The organism is Dermatophilaceae bacterium Soc4.6 (assembly GCA_039889245.1).
Lineage (GTDB): Bacteria > Actinomycetota > Actinomycetes > Actinomycetales > Dermatophilaceae > Lapillicoccus.
Window position 1 is genome coordinate 3347961 of record JAZGVH010000002.1, and the last position, 17048, is coordinate 3365008.

The following is a 17048-nucleotide window of genomic DNA, read 5'->3' on the forward strand; positions in this document are numbered from 1 at the left end:
CGGCATGCCTTTCTGTGGACTTCATGCTCCGGGGCGCACGGGGATCGTGCTGGCGAGCGGGGTCGTGACGGTGGCGAAGAAGTCGTGACCCTTGTCGTCGACCACGATGAACGCGGGGAAGTCCTGCACCTCGATGCGCCACACCGCCTCCATCCCGAGCTCGGCATACTCCAGCACCTCGACCCTGGTGATGCAGTCCTGGGCCAGACGGGCGGCCGGGCCCCCGATCGAGCCGAGGTAGAAGCCGCCGTGGGCGGCGCACGCGTCGGTGACCTGCTTGCTGCGGTTGCCCTTGGCCAGCATCACCTTAGAGCCACCGGCGGCCTGGAACTGCTCGACGTAGGAGTCCATGCGACCGGCCGTGGTCGGCCCGAAGGAGCCGCTCGGCATCCCCTCGGGGGTCTTGGCCGGGCCGGCGTAGTAGACGGGGTGGTCCATGAGGTACTGCGGCATCGCCTCGCCCGCGTCGAGCCGCTCCTTGATCTTCGCGTGGGCGATGTCGCGGGCGACCACGAGGGTTCCCGTCAGGGACAGGCGGGTCTTGACCGGGTGGCGGGTCAGCTCGGCCAGGACCTCGTCCATCGGCCGTCCGAGGTCGATGCGCACCACGTCGCCGGCTGCCTCGGCGTCGGCGGCCAGGCTCTCGGCGGTGGCCTCCGGCAGGAAGCGGGCCGGGTCGCGCTCGAGCGCCTCGAGGAAGACGCCGTCAGCGGTGATCTTGCCGATCGCCTGCCGGTCGGCCGAGCACGACACGGCGATGGCGACGGGCAGGGACGCACCGTGGCGGGGGAGCCGCACCACGCGCACGTCGTGGCAGAAGTACTTCCCGCCGAACTGCGCACCGATGCCGAACTGGCGGGTCAGCTCGAGCACCTTCTCCTCGAGGGCGGTGTCGCGGAAGCCCCGAGCAGTGGCCGCGTCCCCCGTCGTGGGCAGGTCGTCGAGGTACTTCGCCGACGCGTACTTCGCTGTCTTCAGGGCGAACTCGGCACTTGTTCCCCCGATCACCACGGCTAGGTGATAGGGCGGGCACGCGGCCGTGCCGAGGCTGCGGACCTTCTCGTCGAGGAAGGCCAGCATGCTCCGCTCGTTGAGCACCGCCTTCGTCTCCTGGTAGAGGAAGGACTTGTTGGCGCTGCCGCCTCCCTTGGCCATGAAGAGCAGCTTGTAGGTCGTCTCGTGGCCCGCTGCGGTGTCGGCGTAGAGCTCGATCTGGGCCGGGAGGTTGGTCCCGGTGTTCTTCTCCTCCCAGGTGGTCACCGGGGCCATCTGCGAGTAGCGCAGGTTGAGGCGGGTGTAGGCGTCGTGGACCCCGTGCGCGATCGCCTCCTCGTCGGGGCCGCCGTCGACCGGGGTGAGGACGTGCTGCCCGCGCTTGCCCATGACCACCGCGGTGCCGGTGTCCTGGCACATCGGCAGCACGCCGGCGGCCGCGATGTTGGCGTTCTTGAGCAGGTCGAGGGCCACGAACTTGTCGTTGTTGCCCGCCTCGGGGTCGTCGAGGATGCGCCGCAGCTGGGCCAGGTGGGCCGGGCGCAGGAAGTGGGCGATGTCGTGCATCGCCTCGTCGGTGAGCCGGCGCAGCGCCTCGGGGTCGACCTCGAGGAACGTCCGGCCACCCGGGCCCTCCACGGTGCGCACACCCTCGGTGGTGAGTAGGCGGTACTGCGTGCGATCGGGGCCGATGGGCAGCATGTCCTCGTAGGCGAACTCGGCCACGACGGTCTCCTCCTGGTGCTGACGGCTGCGGACGGCGGGTCCACACCCGGTTGACTACCCTCCAGCGTAGCGATCTCGCCCTGTTCGTCCCGTTCCTGGGTGGTCACACCAACTCGATCCTGTTGTGGCACAACGCATCCCGAGTCACAGGGGGACGACAGGCCGGCGACAGGTGCGTTACGGAACCGTTACGTCAAACCCTTGCCTCGGCGTGTAAAAGCGTTTTTACTGCTACTAACCCCCTCACCGCAGAGGGCCCGGTCCCCGCCCTCACCGGCGACGTCGCCGGGAGACTTCAAAGGAGAAGCACACGAATGAATCCCCGTAGGGCAGCAGGGACCGCCTTCGCCGCGGTCACCGTGGCCGGCCTCGCCTCCGGATGCCTCTCGTCCAGCTCGACCAGCAGCAACGGCGCATCTGCTGCCGCCGGTCCGGGCAAGAGCACGGTCGAGGTGTCGTACGGCTTCGGCGATCAGCAGGAGGTCTCGTTCCAGAAGGACGTCAACGCCTACGCCAAGACGATCGGCGTCACCATCAAGTTCACCAAGGCCGGGGCCTGGGACACGGAGATCAACACCCGCGTCGCGGGCGGCACGCCTCCTGACGTGGGCCTCTTCCCGCAGCCCGGGTTGATGTGTGACCTGGCGAAGCAGGGCAAGCTCACGCCGTACGACGACGCGACGGTCTCCACCGACAAGGCGACCCTCGTCAACGGCTTCGTCGGCGCCGGCACCTGCACCGACGGTAAGGTTTACGGCCTGCCCGCGGCGGTCAGCGTCAAGAGCCTGCTGTGGTACGACCAGGCCGCCTTCAAGGCCGGGGGCTACCCCGTCCCGACGACCCTCGACGAGATGGCCGCGCTCACCGACAAGATCCGTGGCGAGGGCAAGGTGCCCTGGTGCATCTCCGCCGAGTCCGGTCAGGCGACGGGGTGGCCCATCACCGACTGGATCGAGGACCTCGTCCTGCGGACCGCCGGCCCCGAGAACTACGACAAGTGGGTCAAGGGTGAGCTGAAGTTCAACAGCCCGGAGATCAAGCCGGCCTACGACTACTTCCACAAGATCGCCTTCACCGACGGCAACGTCCGGGGTGGCACCAAGGCCATCGTGTCGATCAACTTCCAGACCGGTGGCAACGCCCTCTTCACCCAGCCCCCCGGCTGCTACCTCTTCAAGCAGGCGACCTTCATCGCGAACAAGGGTGGGTTCCCGGACAACGTCATTGCCAACCTCGACTCCACCGTCGGTGTCACGGCCTTCCCGGCCAAGACGGCCGGCGACAACCCGGTCGAGGTCGGCGGCGACCTCGCCGCCGCGTTCAACAACGACGCGAACGTCCTGAAGGTGCGCAACTTCATCGCCAGCAAGGAGAACGGCATGGAGGCCGCCAAGACGGGCGGCCTGTCACCACACAAGACCTTCGACGTCTCGCTCTACCCGAACGCGACCATCCAGAAGATTGCTCGTGACGTGCTGTACAAGGCGTCCGCGGTCCGGTTCGACGGATCCGACCTGATGCCGGCCGTGGTCGGCGCTGGCACGTTCTGGACCGAGACGGTCAAGTGGATCTCGGGTGCGGAGGACCAGACGGCGATGCTCGACAACATCGACGCGAGCTTCCCCAAGCCCTGAACCTGAACCATGTCGACGTGGCGGGGGTGGCCCCCTGCCGGGACTGCCCCCGCCACGTCAGCTCCCCCCGGTAGCACCGCCCACACCATCGTCAGAGAGGACCTGGTCCGTGGCCCTAAAAATTCTCAACGCCGTGCTCGCCATCATCGGGGGCATCGGCGGCGCGATGATCCTCTTCTGGATCCTCAACAAGCTGGCCGAGTCGCTCAAAGGTCGTTGGGAGGACCGCATCAAACCCTGGGTCTTCGCCGGCCCGGCCATCCTCGCGATCGGCGTCTACCTGATCTACCCCGCCCTCACCACCATCCAGCTGAGCTTCGCCAACGCCCAGACCACCGCCTACGTCGGCCTGCAGAACTACGCCGACCTGCTGACCGACAAGACGTTCCTCCAGTCGCTGTTCAACAACCTTCTCTGGATCATCATCGTCCCGGCTCTCACGGTGGCGCTCGGCCTCGGTGTCGCGGTCCTCGCCGACCGGCTCAACCCGCGCGGCGAGAAGTTCTCCAAGACCCTGATCTTCCTGCCCATGGCCATCAGCATGGTCGGGGCAGCGACGATCTGGAGCTTCGTCTACCAGTACCAGCCCGAGGGGTCTCCCCAGACCGGCCTGCTCAACGCGATCACCGGGCTGTTCGGCCAGGGCCCGACCGCGTGGCTCCAGACGAGCACCCTGCACCTCAACAGCCTGCTGCTCATGGTCATCCTCATCTGGACCCAGGTCGGCTACGCCATGGTGCTGCTCTCGGCCGCGATCAAGTCGGTCCCGGAGGACACGGTCGAGGCCGGCCGCATCGACGGGGCCGGTGAGCGCCGGATCTTCTTCAGCATCGTCGTCCCGCAGATCTGGGCCACCGTCACCACGGTCTTCATCACCGTGCTCATCGGTGTCATGAAGATCTTCGACATCGTCTACGTGACGACCAACGGTGGCTTCAACACCGACGTCATCGGCCGCCGCTTCTACGCCGAGCTCTTCACCTTCCGCAACAACGGCTACGCCGCCACGATCGTCGTCATCCTGATGATCGCCGTCATCCCGGTGCTCGTCTACCAAGTCCGCCAGTTCCGGCTCCAGGAGGCCACACGATGACTGCGAGCACCCAGGTCGGCACCGGCACGCCCGACCTGCCCGACGACAACAAGCCCGCGCAGAAGCTGCGCAAGAGCAAGCTCGGCGCCGCTCAGGGTAATGCCTCCCTGCCGGTCAAGATCGGTCTCGGCGCCATCTGCTTGCTGTGGATGATCCCCGTCCTTGGCATGCTGGTGAACTCCTTCCGGCCCCGTGACGTGCAGTTTGCCGAGGGCTGGTGGACGATCTTCAAGAGTCCTCTCGACGCCACGAAGTGGACGCTCTCCAACTACGAGGGCGCCCTGAGCGGTGGCGTCGGTGGCGTCAACATGAGCAACGCCTTCGTCAACTCGTTCGTCGTCGCCGTGCCGGCGACGGTCATCCCCATCCTCGTCGCCGCCTTCGCTGCCTACTCGTTCACCTTCATGCAGTGGCGGGGCCGCGACGTCGTCTTCGTCATCATCGTGGGTCTGCTGGTCGTGCCCAACCAGGTCGCCCTGGTCCCGCTGCTCAAGCTCTATAACCAGCTGGGCATCAACGGCACGTTCCTCGGGGTGTGGCTGGCCCACATCGGCTTCGGCATGCCGTTGGCGGTCTACATCCTGCGTAACTACATGTCGGGCCTGCCGATGGCGGTGATCGAGTCGGCCAAGATCGACGGGGCGAGCCACTTCACGACCTTCTGGCGGCTCATCGTGCCGATGTCGGTGCCGGCGCTCGCGTCGTTCGCGATCTTCCAGTTCCTGTGGGTCTGGAACGACCTGCTGGTCGCCCTGATCTTCCTCGGCCGCGGCGACAACACCGTCGTCACGGTGGCCCTCCAGGGGCTGCAGGGTCAGACCGGGCAGGGCAAGGAGCTCGTCCCTGCAGCCGGGTTCATCGCGATCATCGTCCCCATCCTGGTCTTCCTCTCCCTGCAGCGATACTTCATCCGCGGCATGACGTCAGGGGCAGTCAAGGGCTGATCGCCCGAGGATCATGACGACCATCCTCGACGTGGCCCACGCATCCGGGGTCTCCGTCGCCACCGTGTCCAGGGCCCTGCGGGGTCTGGACAGGGTGAGCGACGAGACCCGGGCCCGGGTGCTCAAGGCCGCCACCGACCTGCACTACGTGGCCTCCCCGACGGCGGCCTCCCTGGCCTCGGGGAGGACCCGCGTCGTCGGGGTGGTCACCCCCTTCGTCGACCGGTGGTACTTCTCGACCCTCATCAGCGAGATCGAGAAGTCGATCCGCGACGAGGCCTACCACGTGCTCCTTCTCGACCTCGAGGACACGACCAGCAGGCGCCGCCAGCTCACCCGAGACATGGTGAGCAAGCGGGTCGACGGGGTCATCGTCCTCAATGTCCCCCTGTCCGAGCAGGAGCAGACTCTCCTGCACCAGCTGGACCTGCCCACGGTCACGATCGGCAACACCTACGACGGGTGGTCGTCGGTGCGCATCGACGACGGTGCCACCGTCAGGACGGCGGTCGAGCACCTGGTCTCCCTGGGGCACCGCGACATCGCCTTCACGGGTGCGGTGGTGAGAGCAGACGCCTACGGCGTGGTGCCGAACGAGCGCCGGACCTCGTTCCTCGAGGCGATGGGCGCGGCCGGGCTCACCGTGCGACGGGACTGGCTGCGCCTGTCGGACTGGACGGCGCGTGACTCCTCGACTGATGCCGCTGAGATGCTCGCCGGTGCGCAGCGCCCCACGGCGGTGGTCGCGGCGTCGGACGAGATGGCCCTGGGGGTGCTGGCCGCCGCCATGCGGGTCGGGGTCCGGGTACCGCAGGAGCTGTCGATCATCGGCGTCGACGACCACCCGCACGCCGCCGTCTTCGGCCTCAGCACCGTGCGTCAGGACGTCCGGGCGCAGGCTGCGCGAGCCAGCGCCCTCCTGCTGTCCGAGATCGGCGCCCCCTGGTGCACCCCGGTCGAGGGCATCGTCCTGCCCACCCACCTCATCCTCCGAGAGTCCACCGCTCCGCCTCCGTCGCGGTAGCCGTCCTGGCGCTCGCTCCCGTTCAGAGCTCGGCGCGGGTGGGGGCGTAGGCGCCGGTGCGACCGACGGTGACGGCGCTCGTGGACAGACCGCGCTCCAGGGCGGGGCGGATGTCGACGAGGCTCGCCGTGGCGAGTCGGGCGCGGGCCTCGGCCCCCCCGAGCAGGCCGTGCTCGAGCAGGCCCGACACGAGACCGGCCATGAAGGAGTCGCCCGCACCCACGGTGTCCTCGACGTGAGCGGCCCGGGTCGGCTCGCTGGCGACCTCGCCGGTGCCGGTCACGCTCGCCACGACGCCGGCCGCACCGCGGGTGACGATCACGAGCGAGGCGCCGAGGGCGCCCCACACCCGCAGCACGTCGGGGACCGTGCGCCCGGGGTAGAGCGCCGCGACGTCCTCGTCACTGGCCTTGACGACGTCGCTGAGAGCGATGATCTGCTCGATGCGGATGCGCGCTGCGTCGAGGTCGGTCATGATCTGCAGCCGTACGTTGGGGTCGTACGAGATGGTGGCCCTCGCGCGAGCCGCCTCCAGCGCGGCGACGACCTCGGACCCGCCCGGCTCCAGCACAGCGGCGATCGAGCCCGTGTGCAGGTGGGCGGTCTGCTCCGAGACCGGGGTCGCCGGCAGGTCCCACACGAGGTCGAACTCGTAGGTCGCGGCGCCGGTCTCGTCGAGCACCGCCGCCGCGGACGAGGTCCGCGCCGCTCCGTCGCTGCCCTCGAGGGGGTGGACTCCGCCGACGGCCAGCGTCTGCGCCAGTCGGTGCCCTCGCTCGTCGTCACCGTAGCGGGTCGCGAAGTCGACGTCCTCGCCGAGGGCCGCAAGGCCGAGGGCGACGTTGAGTGGGCTGCCGCCGACGTGCTCGCTGCTCGATCCGTCGTGGCGACGCACGATGTCGATCAGCGCCTCGCCGAGGACGAGCGTGCGGCGCCGCGACGCCGTGGGGGTGGTCATCGTCCCCCCTCCCCGATGGCGCTGGGGTGCACGAAGCCGAGGTGGCTGTAGGCCGCCAGCTTGGCGAACTGGTGATGGGCCTCGATCTCGCGGATCGTGCCGCTGCGCGAGCGCATCACCAGGGAGTGGGTCGTGGCGGTCTGGGGGCCGTACCGCACCCCGCGGAGCAGGGTGCCGTCGGTGATGCCGGTGGCGACGAAGAAGCACTCACCGCTGACGAGGTCACCGGTGGCGAGCACCCGGTCGAGGTCGTGGCCGGCATCGATGGCCTTCTGGCGCTCGTCGTCGTCGACCGGGGCGAGTCGGCCCTGGATGACGCCGCCCATGCAGGTGATCGCGCAGGCCGCGATGATGCCCTCGGGCGTGCCGCCGACGCCGACGAGCAGGTCGATGCCGGTGTCGGGGCGGGCCGCCATCACGGCGCCGGCGACGTCGCCGTCGCTGATGTAGAACAGCCGGGCACCGGCCGCGCGGATCTGCTCCGCGAGCTCGGTGTGCCGAGGCCGGTCGAGCATGACGACGGTGACGTCGGAAGCCTGCTGCTTCTTGACCTTGGCGATGCGCTTGATGTTCTCGCCCACCGGGAGGCGGATGTCGACGACGTCGGCGGCGTCGGGGCCGGTCGCGAGCTTGTCCATGTAGAAGACGGCACTCGGGTCGTACATCGTGCCCCGCTCGGCGACGGCCATCACTGACACGGCGTTGCTCATGCCCTTGGCGGTCAGTGTGGTGCCGTCGACGGGGTCGACGGCGACGTCGACCTCGGGGCCGGTGCCGTCACCGACCCGCTCGCCGTTGAACAGCATGGGCGCGTCGTCCTTCTCGCCCTCGCCGATGACGACGGTGCCGTCCATGCTGATGCCGTTGATGAGGTGGCGCATCGCCTCGACGGCCGCTCCGTCTGCGGAGTTCTTGTCGCCCCGGCCTACCCACCGGCCCGCGGCCATGGCGGCGGACTCGGTGACCCGGACGAGCTCGAGCGCGAGGTTGCGGTCGGGGCGGTCGAGCTGCACGCTCGGCGCCCGCTGGTCGGTGCTCATGCAGTCATCCTCCGTGGGCGGCCCTCATCGGTCACCCAGACTCTAGGGGACCGGTGTGGAGTTGGGGCGCCGCATCGGCGACGATGGGGGGGTGACCGTGCCCACCCAGCAGGCGCCGCCCCCGGCGGCCGCACCGAAGAGCCGCTACTCCCTGGGCTCGTCGTCCAACTTGGTGCGCTCGATGCTCGTCATCGTCGGCTTCGTGGCCGTGCTCGTGGCCATCGTGCCCCGCACCACCTCGGTGCAGCAGCCGGCGGTCGATGCGGCGTCGGTCGTCAGTGACGCGGTGAGGCAGTCGGGTCTGGCCCTCGAAGCCCCGGTCTCCCTCCCCGCAGGGTGGAAGGCCACGAGCGCGCGCTACGGCAAGAGCACCGACGACATCGTGACGTGGCAGGCCGGCTGGACCACGCCCGACGGTGGCTTCGTGGCCTTGCGTCAGGCCAAGGCGGTGACCCCCAAGTGGATCGCTGCGGCGACCACGCAAGGTGTCGTCGACGGGTCGGTGGACGCGGCCGGCCGCACGTGGGAGAAGCGCTACGACGCCGACCACGGCACCACGAGCCTCGTCGACGAGCACCAGGGTGGTCTGAGCACGGTGGTCTCGGCGACGGCCCCGCTGGCCGACGTGCTCGTCTTCACCAACGCCCTCCAGCGCGCCACCGCCAGCTGACCCCAGCCACCCACTCGACACGGCGTCGACGGGGTCGACGGGGGGAGTGTACGACGTGCTGGCTGGGTCAGTCGGTCTGGCCGGTGGCGGCCTCGACCTGGCGCTGGGCACCGTCGAGCCACGCCGTGCAGTGCGCCGCGAGCGCTTCACCGCGACGCCACAGCCGCATGCTCTCCTCGAGTGCCACCTGGCCTCCCTCGAGGCCCGCGACGATGCGGGCGAGCTCGTCACGAGCCTGCTCGTAGCCCAGCCCGGCGATGTCGGCGAGCTCGTCGGCGGCGGGCTCGGCGAGCGGCCCGGCGGGGGTGGTCTCCGGAGACTCTTGCGCTTCGGGGTCGGCCGGCGTCGTCTTCCTCGGGCTCACACATCTACCCTAGGGGCAGTCCGACTACGCGCGGAGGGGGGTGTCGGCGTGCCGACGGTGCGCACGCCGAAGTCACCTCGAGCGACTCGCACCCGCAGCAGCTGGTCGGGTGCGAGCTCGGTCTGGTCGAGGACGAGACGGCCGTCGGGGTGCTGCACGACGGCGTACCCGCGCTCCAGGGTCGACTGCGGGGAGAGTGCGCGCACCTGCGCACCGAGGTGCCCGATCTGGTCGTGGGCCCGACGCAGCCGCACGAGCACCCGTTCGCTGCCGCGCTCACGGAGGCGGACGACGTCGTCGCGGTGACGCCGCACCAGCGCACCGGGGTCGGCGATGGCGGGGCGCGACACGAGGGCCTCGACCCGGTGCCGCTCGTGGGTCAGCCGACCCGTGAGGGCACGCCCGGCGCGGGAGAGCAGGCCCTCGATCCGGGCGCGCTCCTCCTCGGCGTCGGGGACGACGCGCTTGCCGGCGTCCGTCGGTGTGGAGGCCCGCCAGTCGGCGACGAGGTCGAGCAGCGGCCGGTCGACCTCGTGACCGATGGCACTGACCACGGGGGTCACGGCAGCGGCCACTGCACGCAGCAGCGTCTCGTTGGAGAAGGGCAGCAGCTCTTCGGCGGAGCCACCACCGCGGGCGATCACGATGACGTCGACGGTGCGGTCCGCGTCGAGCTCGCGCAGTGCCGCCGTCACCTCGGTGACGGCGGTGACCCCCTGGACGGCGACCTCGCGCACCTCGAACTCCACACTGGGCCAACGCCGCCGGGCGTTCTCGACCACGTCGCGCTCGGCTGCGCTCTCACGCCCCGTCACCAGCCCCACCTTGCGGGGCAGGAAGGGCAGGGGGCGCTTGCGACCCGCGTCGAAGAGACCCTCCTGCTGGAGCATCCGCCCCAGCTGCTCGACCCGGGCGAGCAGGTCGCCCACCCCGACCGGGCGGATCTGCCGGGCGTCGAGCGAGAGGCTGCCCCGCTTGGTCCAGAAGCTGGCCTTGGCCTGCACGACCACCCGGGCCCCCTCCGCGAGCGGTGGCATGGCCCGCAGGGAGTTCATCGAGATGCTGACGTTGATCGACATGTCGACGTCGGCGTCGCGCAGGGTGAGGTAGGCCATGGTGCCGCGGGTGCTGAGCTGCACCACCTGGCCCTCCACCCACACGACCGACATCTTGTCGACGTAGTCGGCGATCTTGAGGCTGAGCATCCGCAGCGGCCACGGCTCCTCGGCGTTCGTGTCGGCCGCGCGCTCGGGGAGCGGTCGGCGGGCCGGTGGGGTGGTCACGGCTGCAGTATCCCGCGCCCCACCGCGTCAGGGGGTGAGGCCCGTGACGACACCGCCCCAGATACCGAGCTTGGCCGAGAGCGCGAAGCCGTCACCGTTCTGAAGGTACCAGTGGGCGAAGCTGCCGTAGGAGCTGCCGAAGCGCAGCACGACCTGCTTCGGGGACCAGGACGAGACGATGATGCCGATGCAGGTGGCCTTGCCGGCGACGCCGTACCCGGCTTCGAAGTTGTTGTCGGCGACGAAGTAGAGCTTGGTGCCGTAGACCGACCCGTTGGCGGTGTAGGTGCCGCACGAGGTCACGTCGTTGGCGGTGGCGGGTGGCGCGGCGCCGAAGCCGCTCCCGGTGATGGTGATCGTCGGGGAGGCGACGCCGGCGCCGCTGGCGCCGCTGAAGCTGACCCCGGTGATGCTGGGCTGGGTCGGCACGGCGGCGGTGCTCGTCGCCGTTCCGTTCGCGTTGCTCACGCCGGCGAAAGCAGCGGCGGCGACGCCGGCCGTGGCGGCGACCTGCCTGAGGTGGGTTCCGATGGACATGGCCTGACTCCTGACTACTGGGGGGGCCGGCCTGACGGTCGGTCATCACGAAGGAGGAGGCGAGTGAGCAGCCTGATACACGGCCTCGCCGGGCACCGGGGGGTGGAGCAGGGCAGTCAGCGGTCACGGCATACGTACGATGGAGGTATGCCTTCCTCCGAGCTCGCCAGCGACGCCTCCCCTGACGGCGGCACGCCCCCGGCCGCGGGCGCCCCCGCCAAGCGGGTGCTGCTCGCGGCGCCCCGCGGATACTGCGCCGGCGTCGACCGGGCCGTCGTCACGGTCGAGAAGGCGCTCGAGCTGTACGGTGCGCCCGTCTACGTGCGCAAGGAGATCGTGCACAACAAGCACGTCGTGACGACGCTGCAGAAGCGCGGCGCGATCTTCGTCGACGAGACCGACGAGGTGCCCCAGGGGGCGACGGTCGTCTTCAGTGCGCACGGGGTGGCGCCTGTGGTGCACGAAGAGGCCAGGCGGCTGAGCCTGAAGACGATCGACGCCACCTGTCCGCTCGTGACCAAGGTGCACCGCGAGGCCGTGCGGTTCGCCGACGAGGACTACGACATCCTGCTCATCGGCCACGAGGGTCACGAGGAGGTCGTCGGCACCAGCGGCGAGGCGCCCGAGCACATCACGATCGTCGACGGCCCCGACGACGTCGTCAACGTCGAGGTCCGTGACCCCGAGCGCGTCGTCTGGCTGTCGCAGACCACGCTGTCGGTGGACGAGACGATGGAGACCGTGCGCCGCCTGCGCGAGAAGTTCCCCCGGCTGCAGGACCCGCCCAGCGACGACATCTGCTACGCCACGCAGAACCGCCAGGTGGCCGTCAAGCAGATGGCCGCCCGCTGCGACCTGGTCATCGTGGTCGGGTCGCGCAACTCGTCCAACTCGGTGCGCCTCGTGGAGGTCGCGGTCGACCACGGCGCGCAGGCCGGCCACCTCGTCGACTACGCCGACGAGATCGACGACACCTGGCTCGAGGGCGTGACGACGGTGGGCGTCACCTCGGGCGCGAGCGTGCCCGAGGTGCTGGTGCGCGACGTGCTGGCCCACCTCGCTGCCCTCGGCTACGGCGACGTCGAGACGATCACCTCTGCCGAGGAGTCGCTGATCTTCTCGCTGCCGGCCGAGCTCCGCCGGGACCTCAAGGCGGCGTCGGGGGCCGAGCCGGGAGAGCTGCGCCACGACCCTGGCGCGGCGAAGGACGTCGATTCGCTGAGATAGGGGCGGGGGAAAGGCGGCAGCGCATCGTGCCTCACCTGAAGGCGTATGCAGCCCCGCCGGGTGCTGTGCCCACATTGGGCTGCACCTGAAGGCGTATGCAGCCCCGCCGGTCAAGCGGGGTCAGGCGCCGGGCGCGCACCACCCTGCGCCGCCAGAAGGGCGTTCAGTCGCATCACGTCGTCGGGGAACCCGCGAGCCAGGGGGAGCGCCAGCCCGCGCTGGGCGAGGAGAACGAGGGGTCCCTCGACCTCGACGACCTGACGGAGGCGCCAGACCTCGTCGTCGCGGCCGTCGTCGGCCTCGATGCTGAGCGTGACCCGGGTGCAACCTCCGGGCTGGGGCTGCTCGACGACGATGCGCCCAGATTCGTCACGCAAGACCAGGGCGGCAGGTGCCGTGCGTCGGTGGACGGCACCGACCAGACCGCTGGGCACGAGGTCGACGGCGGCACCGTCCGACGACGGACGTGCGTCGGAGAGCCCGCCGCACCACTGCGGCCACCCACCGACGTCCCTGATGGCCGCCCACAGCGCCGCACGGTCGACGCGCAGGAGGGCGGAGGACTCACGGTGCCAGGACATGTCTCAACCTAGCCAGTCGAGGCGGCCTGGGCGGAGTCGGGAGCTGCGGTGTCGTCGAACCGCAGGTCGGGCCGGGCCACGTCCGGCTCCAGGGACTCGAGCAGCTCGACGGCCGTGAGCGGGCGGCCCGCGGTCTCGACCGGCCTGAGCGTGGCCAGATCGTGGTCGACCAGCCCGAGCTCGTGCATCCGCCGGGCGGAGACCAGCACCCGTGACTCCAGCGAGCCGATGAAGCCGTTGTAGGCCTCGACGGACCGCTGCAGCGACGCGCCCATGCGGCTCGCGTGCTGGCCCAGGCTGCCGAGTCGCTCGTAGAGCTCGCGCCCGACGGCCAGCAGCTCGCGGGCGTTGCCGGCGAGCGCGTCCTGCTGCCAGGTGAAGGCGACCGTGCGCAGCAGGGCGAGGAGCGTGCCGGGAGAGGCGAGCACGACCCGACGTCGCATCGCGTGCTCGTGCAGGTCGGGGTCGCTCGCGAGGGCTGCCGTGAGGAAGGCCTCGCCCGGCACGAAGCAGACCACCATCTCGGGGGTGACGGGCAATGCCGTCCAGTAGGCCTTGGCCGCGAGGCCGTCGACGTGGCTGCGCAGAGCCCTCGCGTGCCCCGCAAGATGGTGGCTGCGCTCCTGCGCGGTCAGCCCCTCGGCCTGCGCGGCGAGGAAGGACGACATGGGCGCCTTGGCGTCGATCACGAGGTCCTTGCCCCCGGGCAGGTGCACCACGACGTCGGGGCGCACCCCGCGCCCGTCGGCGGAGGTGCCCGACACCTGCTCGTCCACGTCGCACCGCGCGAGCATCCCTGCGTGCTCGAGCACCCGCCGCAGCTGGACCTCACCCCAGGAGCCGCGCACCGACGACGAGTTGAGCGACCCGACGAGCGACGCGGTCTGGGTGCGCAGCTCGGTCGTCGACGCCGTGACCCGGGTGAGCTCGCTGGCCACGCGGGCGAACTGGTCGCCGCGGTCGCGCTCGAGGTCGTGCACCTGCCGGGCCACCTGCTCGAGGCTGTGCCGCAGTGGCGCGATCATCTGCGCGGTCTCGGAGCCCTCGCTGAGCGTCGCCTCGAGGTCGACCACGCGCTCACGCAGCACGTCGCGCTCAGCCGAGGCGGCGGCGAGCGGCGCGGCATACGTGCTCTGGTAGTGCCCGCGGGAGAACAGGGTGGCGAGGACCGCCCCCACCATGAGGGCGATCGTGGCGACCAGCCAGAGCAGGGGGGTCGAGGTCATGGTCAGAGCGTGGCACGAGGCACTGACAGACCCCGGGAGGACGACGCGGTGATAGACGTATGCCTGTGACCGACACCGAGTACGACGCAGCGATCGCCCTCACCGACACCGACCTGTCGGGCACCTACGCCGGCGCCTTCGGCGACGGGTGGAGGATCGGGAACGCGGTCAACGGGGGTGTGGTCATGGCCGTCGCGACGGCCGCGATGCAGCGTCGGGTCGTCGCCGACGGCATCGAGGGCCACCGCGACCCCGTCGCCTTCAGCGGCTACTTCCTGACCGCGTCGCAGCCGGGCCCGCTCACGGCGAGCACCGAGGTGCTGCGATCCGGGCGCAGCCTGACCACCGGGCAGGTGTCGCTCACCCAGCTGGGTCCTGACGGTCGGCCGGTCGAGCGGATGCGGGCCCTGCTCAGTCTCGGCGCCCTCGTGGCCGGGGCCAGTCCGCTGCGTCAGCCCGACCCGCCGTCGATGCCGGCGCCCGAGGGCTGCGTGGCCAGCACCGAGGCACCGCCCAGCTTTCTCAACGACTCCAGCCTGCTCGAGCGGCTCGACCTGCGGCTCGACCCGGCCTGCGTCGGGTGGGCGCTCGGCCAGCCATCGGGGCAGGGCGAGATGCGGGCCTGGTTGCGCATGGTCGACGGTCGCGAGCCCGACGCCGTGATGCTGCTGCTCGCCCTCGACAGCCTTCCGCCGGTCGCCTTCGACCTCGGCATCCCCGGCTGGGCGCCGACCCTCGAGTTCACCGCGCACGTGCACGCGCGCCCGGCCCCGGGGTGGCTGCGACTGCAGGTCACCAGCCACGTGCTGGCCGGCTCGATGATGGAGGAGGACGCCCGCGTCTGGGACAGCACCGGCGCGCTGGTCGCGCAGTCGCGCCAGCTGTGTGGGGTGCGTCTGCCGCCGGGCTGGTCGCCGACCGCCTGAGCGGGGACGGACGAAGGGCCGGTACGACGCGTCGTATCGGCCCTCCGGTCGTCGACTCGCCTCAGCCGGCGAGCGACTGCAGGGTCGAGCCGAGCCGCGGCAGAGCCGTGCTGACGTGGCCCTTGGCCTTGGGGCGGATCATGCCGTAGGCCCTGGCCACGGCTGCGTGGTCGGGGTTGGACGCGCGCGCGTCGGTGACCGACAGCAGCGACTCGGTGACCTCGGCCTCGCGGGAGACGAGCCGGGCGCTGAAGTCGCCCTGGCCGTCTTCCCAGTAGGGCTCGAGGGCGGTCAGGAAGTCGGGCGGCATCCGGCCGACGGCCTTCTTGACCAGCGTGGAGTCGATCTTGCGAGCGGCACCGTAGGCGGTCTTGATGGCCGCGCCACCGAGACCGGACTTGGAGGCGACCTCGGCGTCGACGACCTGCGTGAGGGCGTCGACGGCGGCCGGGCGGCGATCGGGGGTGAGGAGGGTCTCGGAGAGGGTCGGCATGGGCGAAAGGCTAGTGGGCACAAGGGGCCCCGAGAGACCGGTGTCCGGAAGGCCGCCGATGTCACAGGCGGGTACAGCCTCGGGGGGCATCGCCGACGACAGGCGGGTGTCCGAGGTGGGCGCTTCATACGCCTAAACTCTTGTCCTCGTGGCCCTCTCGATCGGAATCGTCGGACTGCCCAACGTGGGCAAGTCCACCCTCTTCAACGCCCTCACGAAGAACAACGTGCTCGCAGCGAACTACCCGTTCGCGACGATCGAGCCGAATGTCGGGGTCGTTCCCCTGCCGGACGACCGGCTCGAGGCGCTCGCGACGGTCTTCAGCAGCGAGAAGCTGCTGCCCGCGACGGTGTCCTTCGTCGACATCGCCGGGATCGTGCGCGGCGCCTCGGTGGGGGAGGGGTTGGGCAACAAGTTCCTCGCCACCATCCGCGAGGCCGATGCGATCTGCCAGGTCGTGCGGGTCTTCGAGGACGGTGACGTCGTGCACGTCGACGGCAAGGTGAGCCCCGCCGGCGACATCGAGACGATCAACACCGAGCTCGTGCTCGCCGACCTGCAGACCCTCGAGAAGGCGATGCCGCGTCTCGAGAAGGAGGCCCGCACCGTCAAGGAGAAGCGTCCCGCGCTCGACAACGCGCTCGCTGCGCAGAAGGTCCTCGAGGCAGGCGACACCCTGTATGCCGCGGGCACGGCCGCCGGGGTCGACCTCGACGAGGCGAAGGCGCTGGGCCTGCTGACGACCAAGCCCTTCATCTACGTCTTCAACCTCGACGAGGACCAGCTCACCGACGACGCGTTGAAGACCCAGCTGGCCGCGTCGGTCTCGCCCGCCGACTCGGTCTTCCTCAACGCCAAGCTCGAGATGGACCTCATGGACATGGAGCCTGACGAGGCGCTCGAGATGCTCGAGGGCTTCGGCGCGACCGAGTCGGGCATGGCCCAGCTCGCGCGCGTCGGCTTCCACACGCTGGGACTGCAGACCTACCTGACGGCCGGGCCCAAGGAGTCGCGGGCGTGGACGATCGGGCAGGGGTGGACCGCGCCGATGGCCGCCGGGGTCATTCACACCGACTTCCAGCGCGGCTTCATCAAGGCTGAGATCGTCTCCTTCGAGGACCTGGTCGAGGCGGGGTCGATGGCCGCGGCGAAGGCGGCGGGCAAGGTGCGCATCGAGGGCAAGGACTACGTCATGGTCGACGGCGACGTGGTGGAGTTCCGCTTCAACGTGTAAACCCGCAGGTCAGAGGCGGTTTTGCCCTCATCTGCCCTCACGGTGCCCTCAGCAGCGGCGACGACTCGGGAAACGTCGCCGGGCGGGGCCCAGCT

17 protein-coding genes are annotated in these 17048 nt (G+C 70.2%); 8 read left to right on the plus strand and 9 right to left on the minus strand.

Annotated elements, in window-relative coordinates; translation table 11 throughout:
* Positions 1-21: 21 nt before the first annotated feature.
* Positions 22-1719, minus strand: a complete 1698-nt coding sequence (locus V3N99_15685) for a fumarate hydratase (GenBank protein MEO3938179.1) — start codon at positions 1717-1719, stop codon at positions 22-24.
* A gap of 314 nt (positions 1720-2033) precedes the next feature.
* On the opposite strand from V3N99_15685, the gene V3N99_15690 reads away from it, so the two are divergent.
* The 4 genes from V3N99_15690 (at position 2034) to V3N99_15705 (ending at position 6414) form a co-directional block, all read left to right on the plus strand.
* Entirely contained in the window at positions 2034-3353 is a 1320-nt protein-coding gene (locus V3N99_15690) for an extracellular solute-binding protein (protein ID MEO3938180.1), read from the plus strand.
* Between the two features lie 109 nt (positions 3354-3462).
* The gene (locus V3N99_15695) at positions 3463-4446 is read left to right on the plus strand and encodes a sugar ABC transporter permease (protein MEO3938181.1); all 984 of its coding nucleotides are present in this window, start codon (positions 3463-3465) and stop codon (positions 4444-4446) included.
* Positions 4443-5390 carry a carbohydrate ABC transporter permease gene (locus tag V3N99_15700; GenBank protein ID MEO3938182.1) on the plus strand — a complete coding sequence of 316 codons (948 nt, stop codon included), beginning with the start codon at positions 4443-4445 and terminating at the stop codon, positions 5388-5390. The genes V3N99_15695 and V3N99_15700 overlap by 4 nt, the downstream gene beginning before the upstream one ends.
* 13 nt (positions 5391-5403) lie before the next feature.
* Positions 5404-6414 carry a LacI family DNA-binding transcriptional regulator gene (locus tag V3N99_15705; GenBank protein ID MEO3938183.1) on the plus strand — a complete coding sequence of 337 codons (1011 nt, stop codon included), beginning with the start codon at positions 5404-5406 and terminating at the stop codon, positions 6412-6414.
* Positions 6415-6436: 22 nt separating this feature from the next.
* On the opposite strand, the gene V3N99_15710 is transcribed toward V3N99_15705, so the two are convergent.
* Together V3N99_15710 and glpX are read right to left on the minus strand one after the other, a co-directional pair.
* Positions 6437-7372: a PfkB family carbohydrate kinase gene (locus V3N99_15710; GenBank protein MEO3938184.1), complete on the minus strand. Its 936-nt coding sequence runs from the start codon at positions 7370-7372 to the stop codon at positions 6437-6439.
* A complete protein-coding gene (gene glpX, locus V3N99_15715) occupies positions 7369-8412 on the minus strand; it encodes a class II fructose-bisphosphatase (GenBank protein MEO3938185.1) in 1044 nt (347 codons plus the stop codon). Before glpX ends, V3N99_15710 begins: the two co-directional genes overlap by 4 nt.
* Before the next feature lie 91 nt (positions 8413-8503).
* Between glpX and V3N99_15720 the strand changes: the two genes are divergently transcribed.
* Positions 8504-9082 carry a DUF4245 domain-containing protein gene (locus tag V3N99_15720; protein MEO3938186.1) on the plus strand — a complete coding sequence of 193 codons (579 nt, stop codon included), beginning with the start codon at positions 8504-8506 and terminating at the stop codon, positions 9080-9082.
* A 67-nt stretch (positions 9083-9149) separates the two neighbouring features.
* Here V3N99_15720 and V3N99_15725 read toward each other — a convergent pair whose 3' ends face one another.
* Genes V3N99_15725 through V3N99_15735 form a run of 3 tightly spaced genes read right to left on the minus strand, consistent with a single transcriptional unit; the run spans position 9150 to position 11266 of the window.
* On the minus strand, positions 9150-9446 hold the full coding sequence (locus V3N99_15725; GenBank protein ID MEO3938187.1) for an exodeoxyribonuclease VII small subunit: 297 nt from the start codon (positions 9444-9446) through the stop codon (positions 9150-9152).
* Positions 9443-10729, minus strand: coding sequence for an exodeoxyribonuclease VII large subunit (gene xseA, locus V3N99_15730; protein ID MEO3938188.1), 1287 nt, complete (start codon positions 10727-10729; stop codon positions 9443-9445). Before xseA ends, V3N99_15725 begins: the two co-directional genes overlap by 4 nt.
* A 27-nt stretch (positions 10730-10756) precedes the next feature.
* Positions 10757-11266: a hypothetical protein gene (locus tag V3N99_15735; protein MEO3938189.1), complete on the minus strand. Its 510-nt coding sequence runs from the start codon at positions 11264-11266 to the stop codon at positions 10757-10759.
* A 147-nt stretch (positions 11267-11413) separates the two neighbouring features.
* Between V3N99_15735 and V3N99_15740 the strand changes: the two genes are divergently transcribed.
* A complete protein-coding gene (locus V3N99_15740; protein MEO3938190.1) occupies positions 11414-12493 on the plus strand; it encodes a 4-hydroxy-3-methylbut-2-enyl diphosphate reductase in 1080 nt (359 codons plus the stop codon).
* Between the two features lie 110 nt (positions 12494-12603).
* On the opposite strand, the gene V3N99_15745 is transcribed toward V3N99_15740, so the two are convergent.
* Both V3N99_15745 and V3N99_15750 read right to left on the minus strand, forming a co-directional pair.
* Positions 12604-13074, minus strand: a complete 471-nt coding sequence (locus tag V3N99_15745) for a hypothetical protein (protein MEO3938191.1) — start codon at positions 13072-13074, stop codon at positions 12604-12606.
* Positions 13075-13082: 8 nt separating this feature from the next.
* A complete protein-coding gene (locus V3N99_15750) occupies positions 13083-14300 on the minus strand; it encodes a DNA recombination protein RmuC (protein ID MEO3938192.1) in 1218 nt (405 codons plus the stop codon).
* 65 nt (positions 14301-14365) lie between these two features.
* On the opposite strand from V3N99_15750, the gene V3N99_15755 reads away from it, so the two are divergent.
* Entirely contained in the window at positions 14366-15226 is an 861-nt protein-coding gene (locus V3N99_15755) for a thioesterase family protein (protein MEO3938193.1), read from the plus strand.
* A 61-nt stretch (positions 15227-15287) separates the two neighbouring features.
* On the opposite strand, the gene V3N99_15760 is transcribed toward V3N99_15755, so the two are convergent.
* Positions 15288-15719, minus strand: a complete 432-nt coding sequence (locus V3N99_15760; GenBank protein MEO3938194.1) for a hypothetical protein — start codon at positions 15717-15719, stop codon at positions 15288-15290.
* Between the two features lie 148 nt (positions 15720-15867).
* Here V3N99_15760 and ychF point away from each other — a divergent pair, with 148 nt between their 5' ends.
* On the plus strand, positions 15868-16953 hold the full coding sequence (gene ychF, locus V3N99_15765) for a redox-regulated ATPase YchF (GenBank protein MEO3938195.1): 1086 nt from the start codon (positions 15868-15870) through the stop codon (positions 16951-16953).
* The last annotated feature ends 95 nt before the right edge of the window (positions 16954-17048 follow it).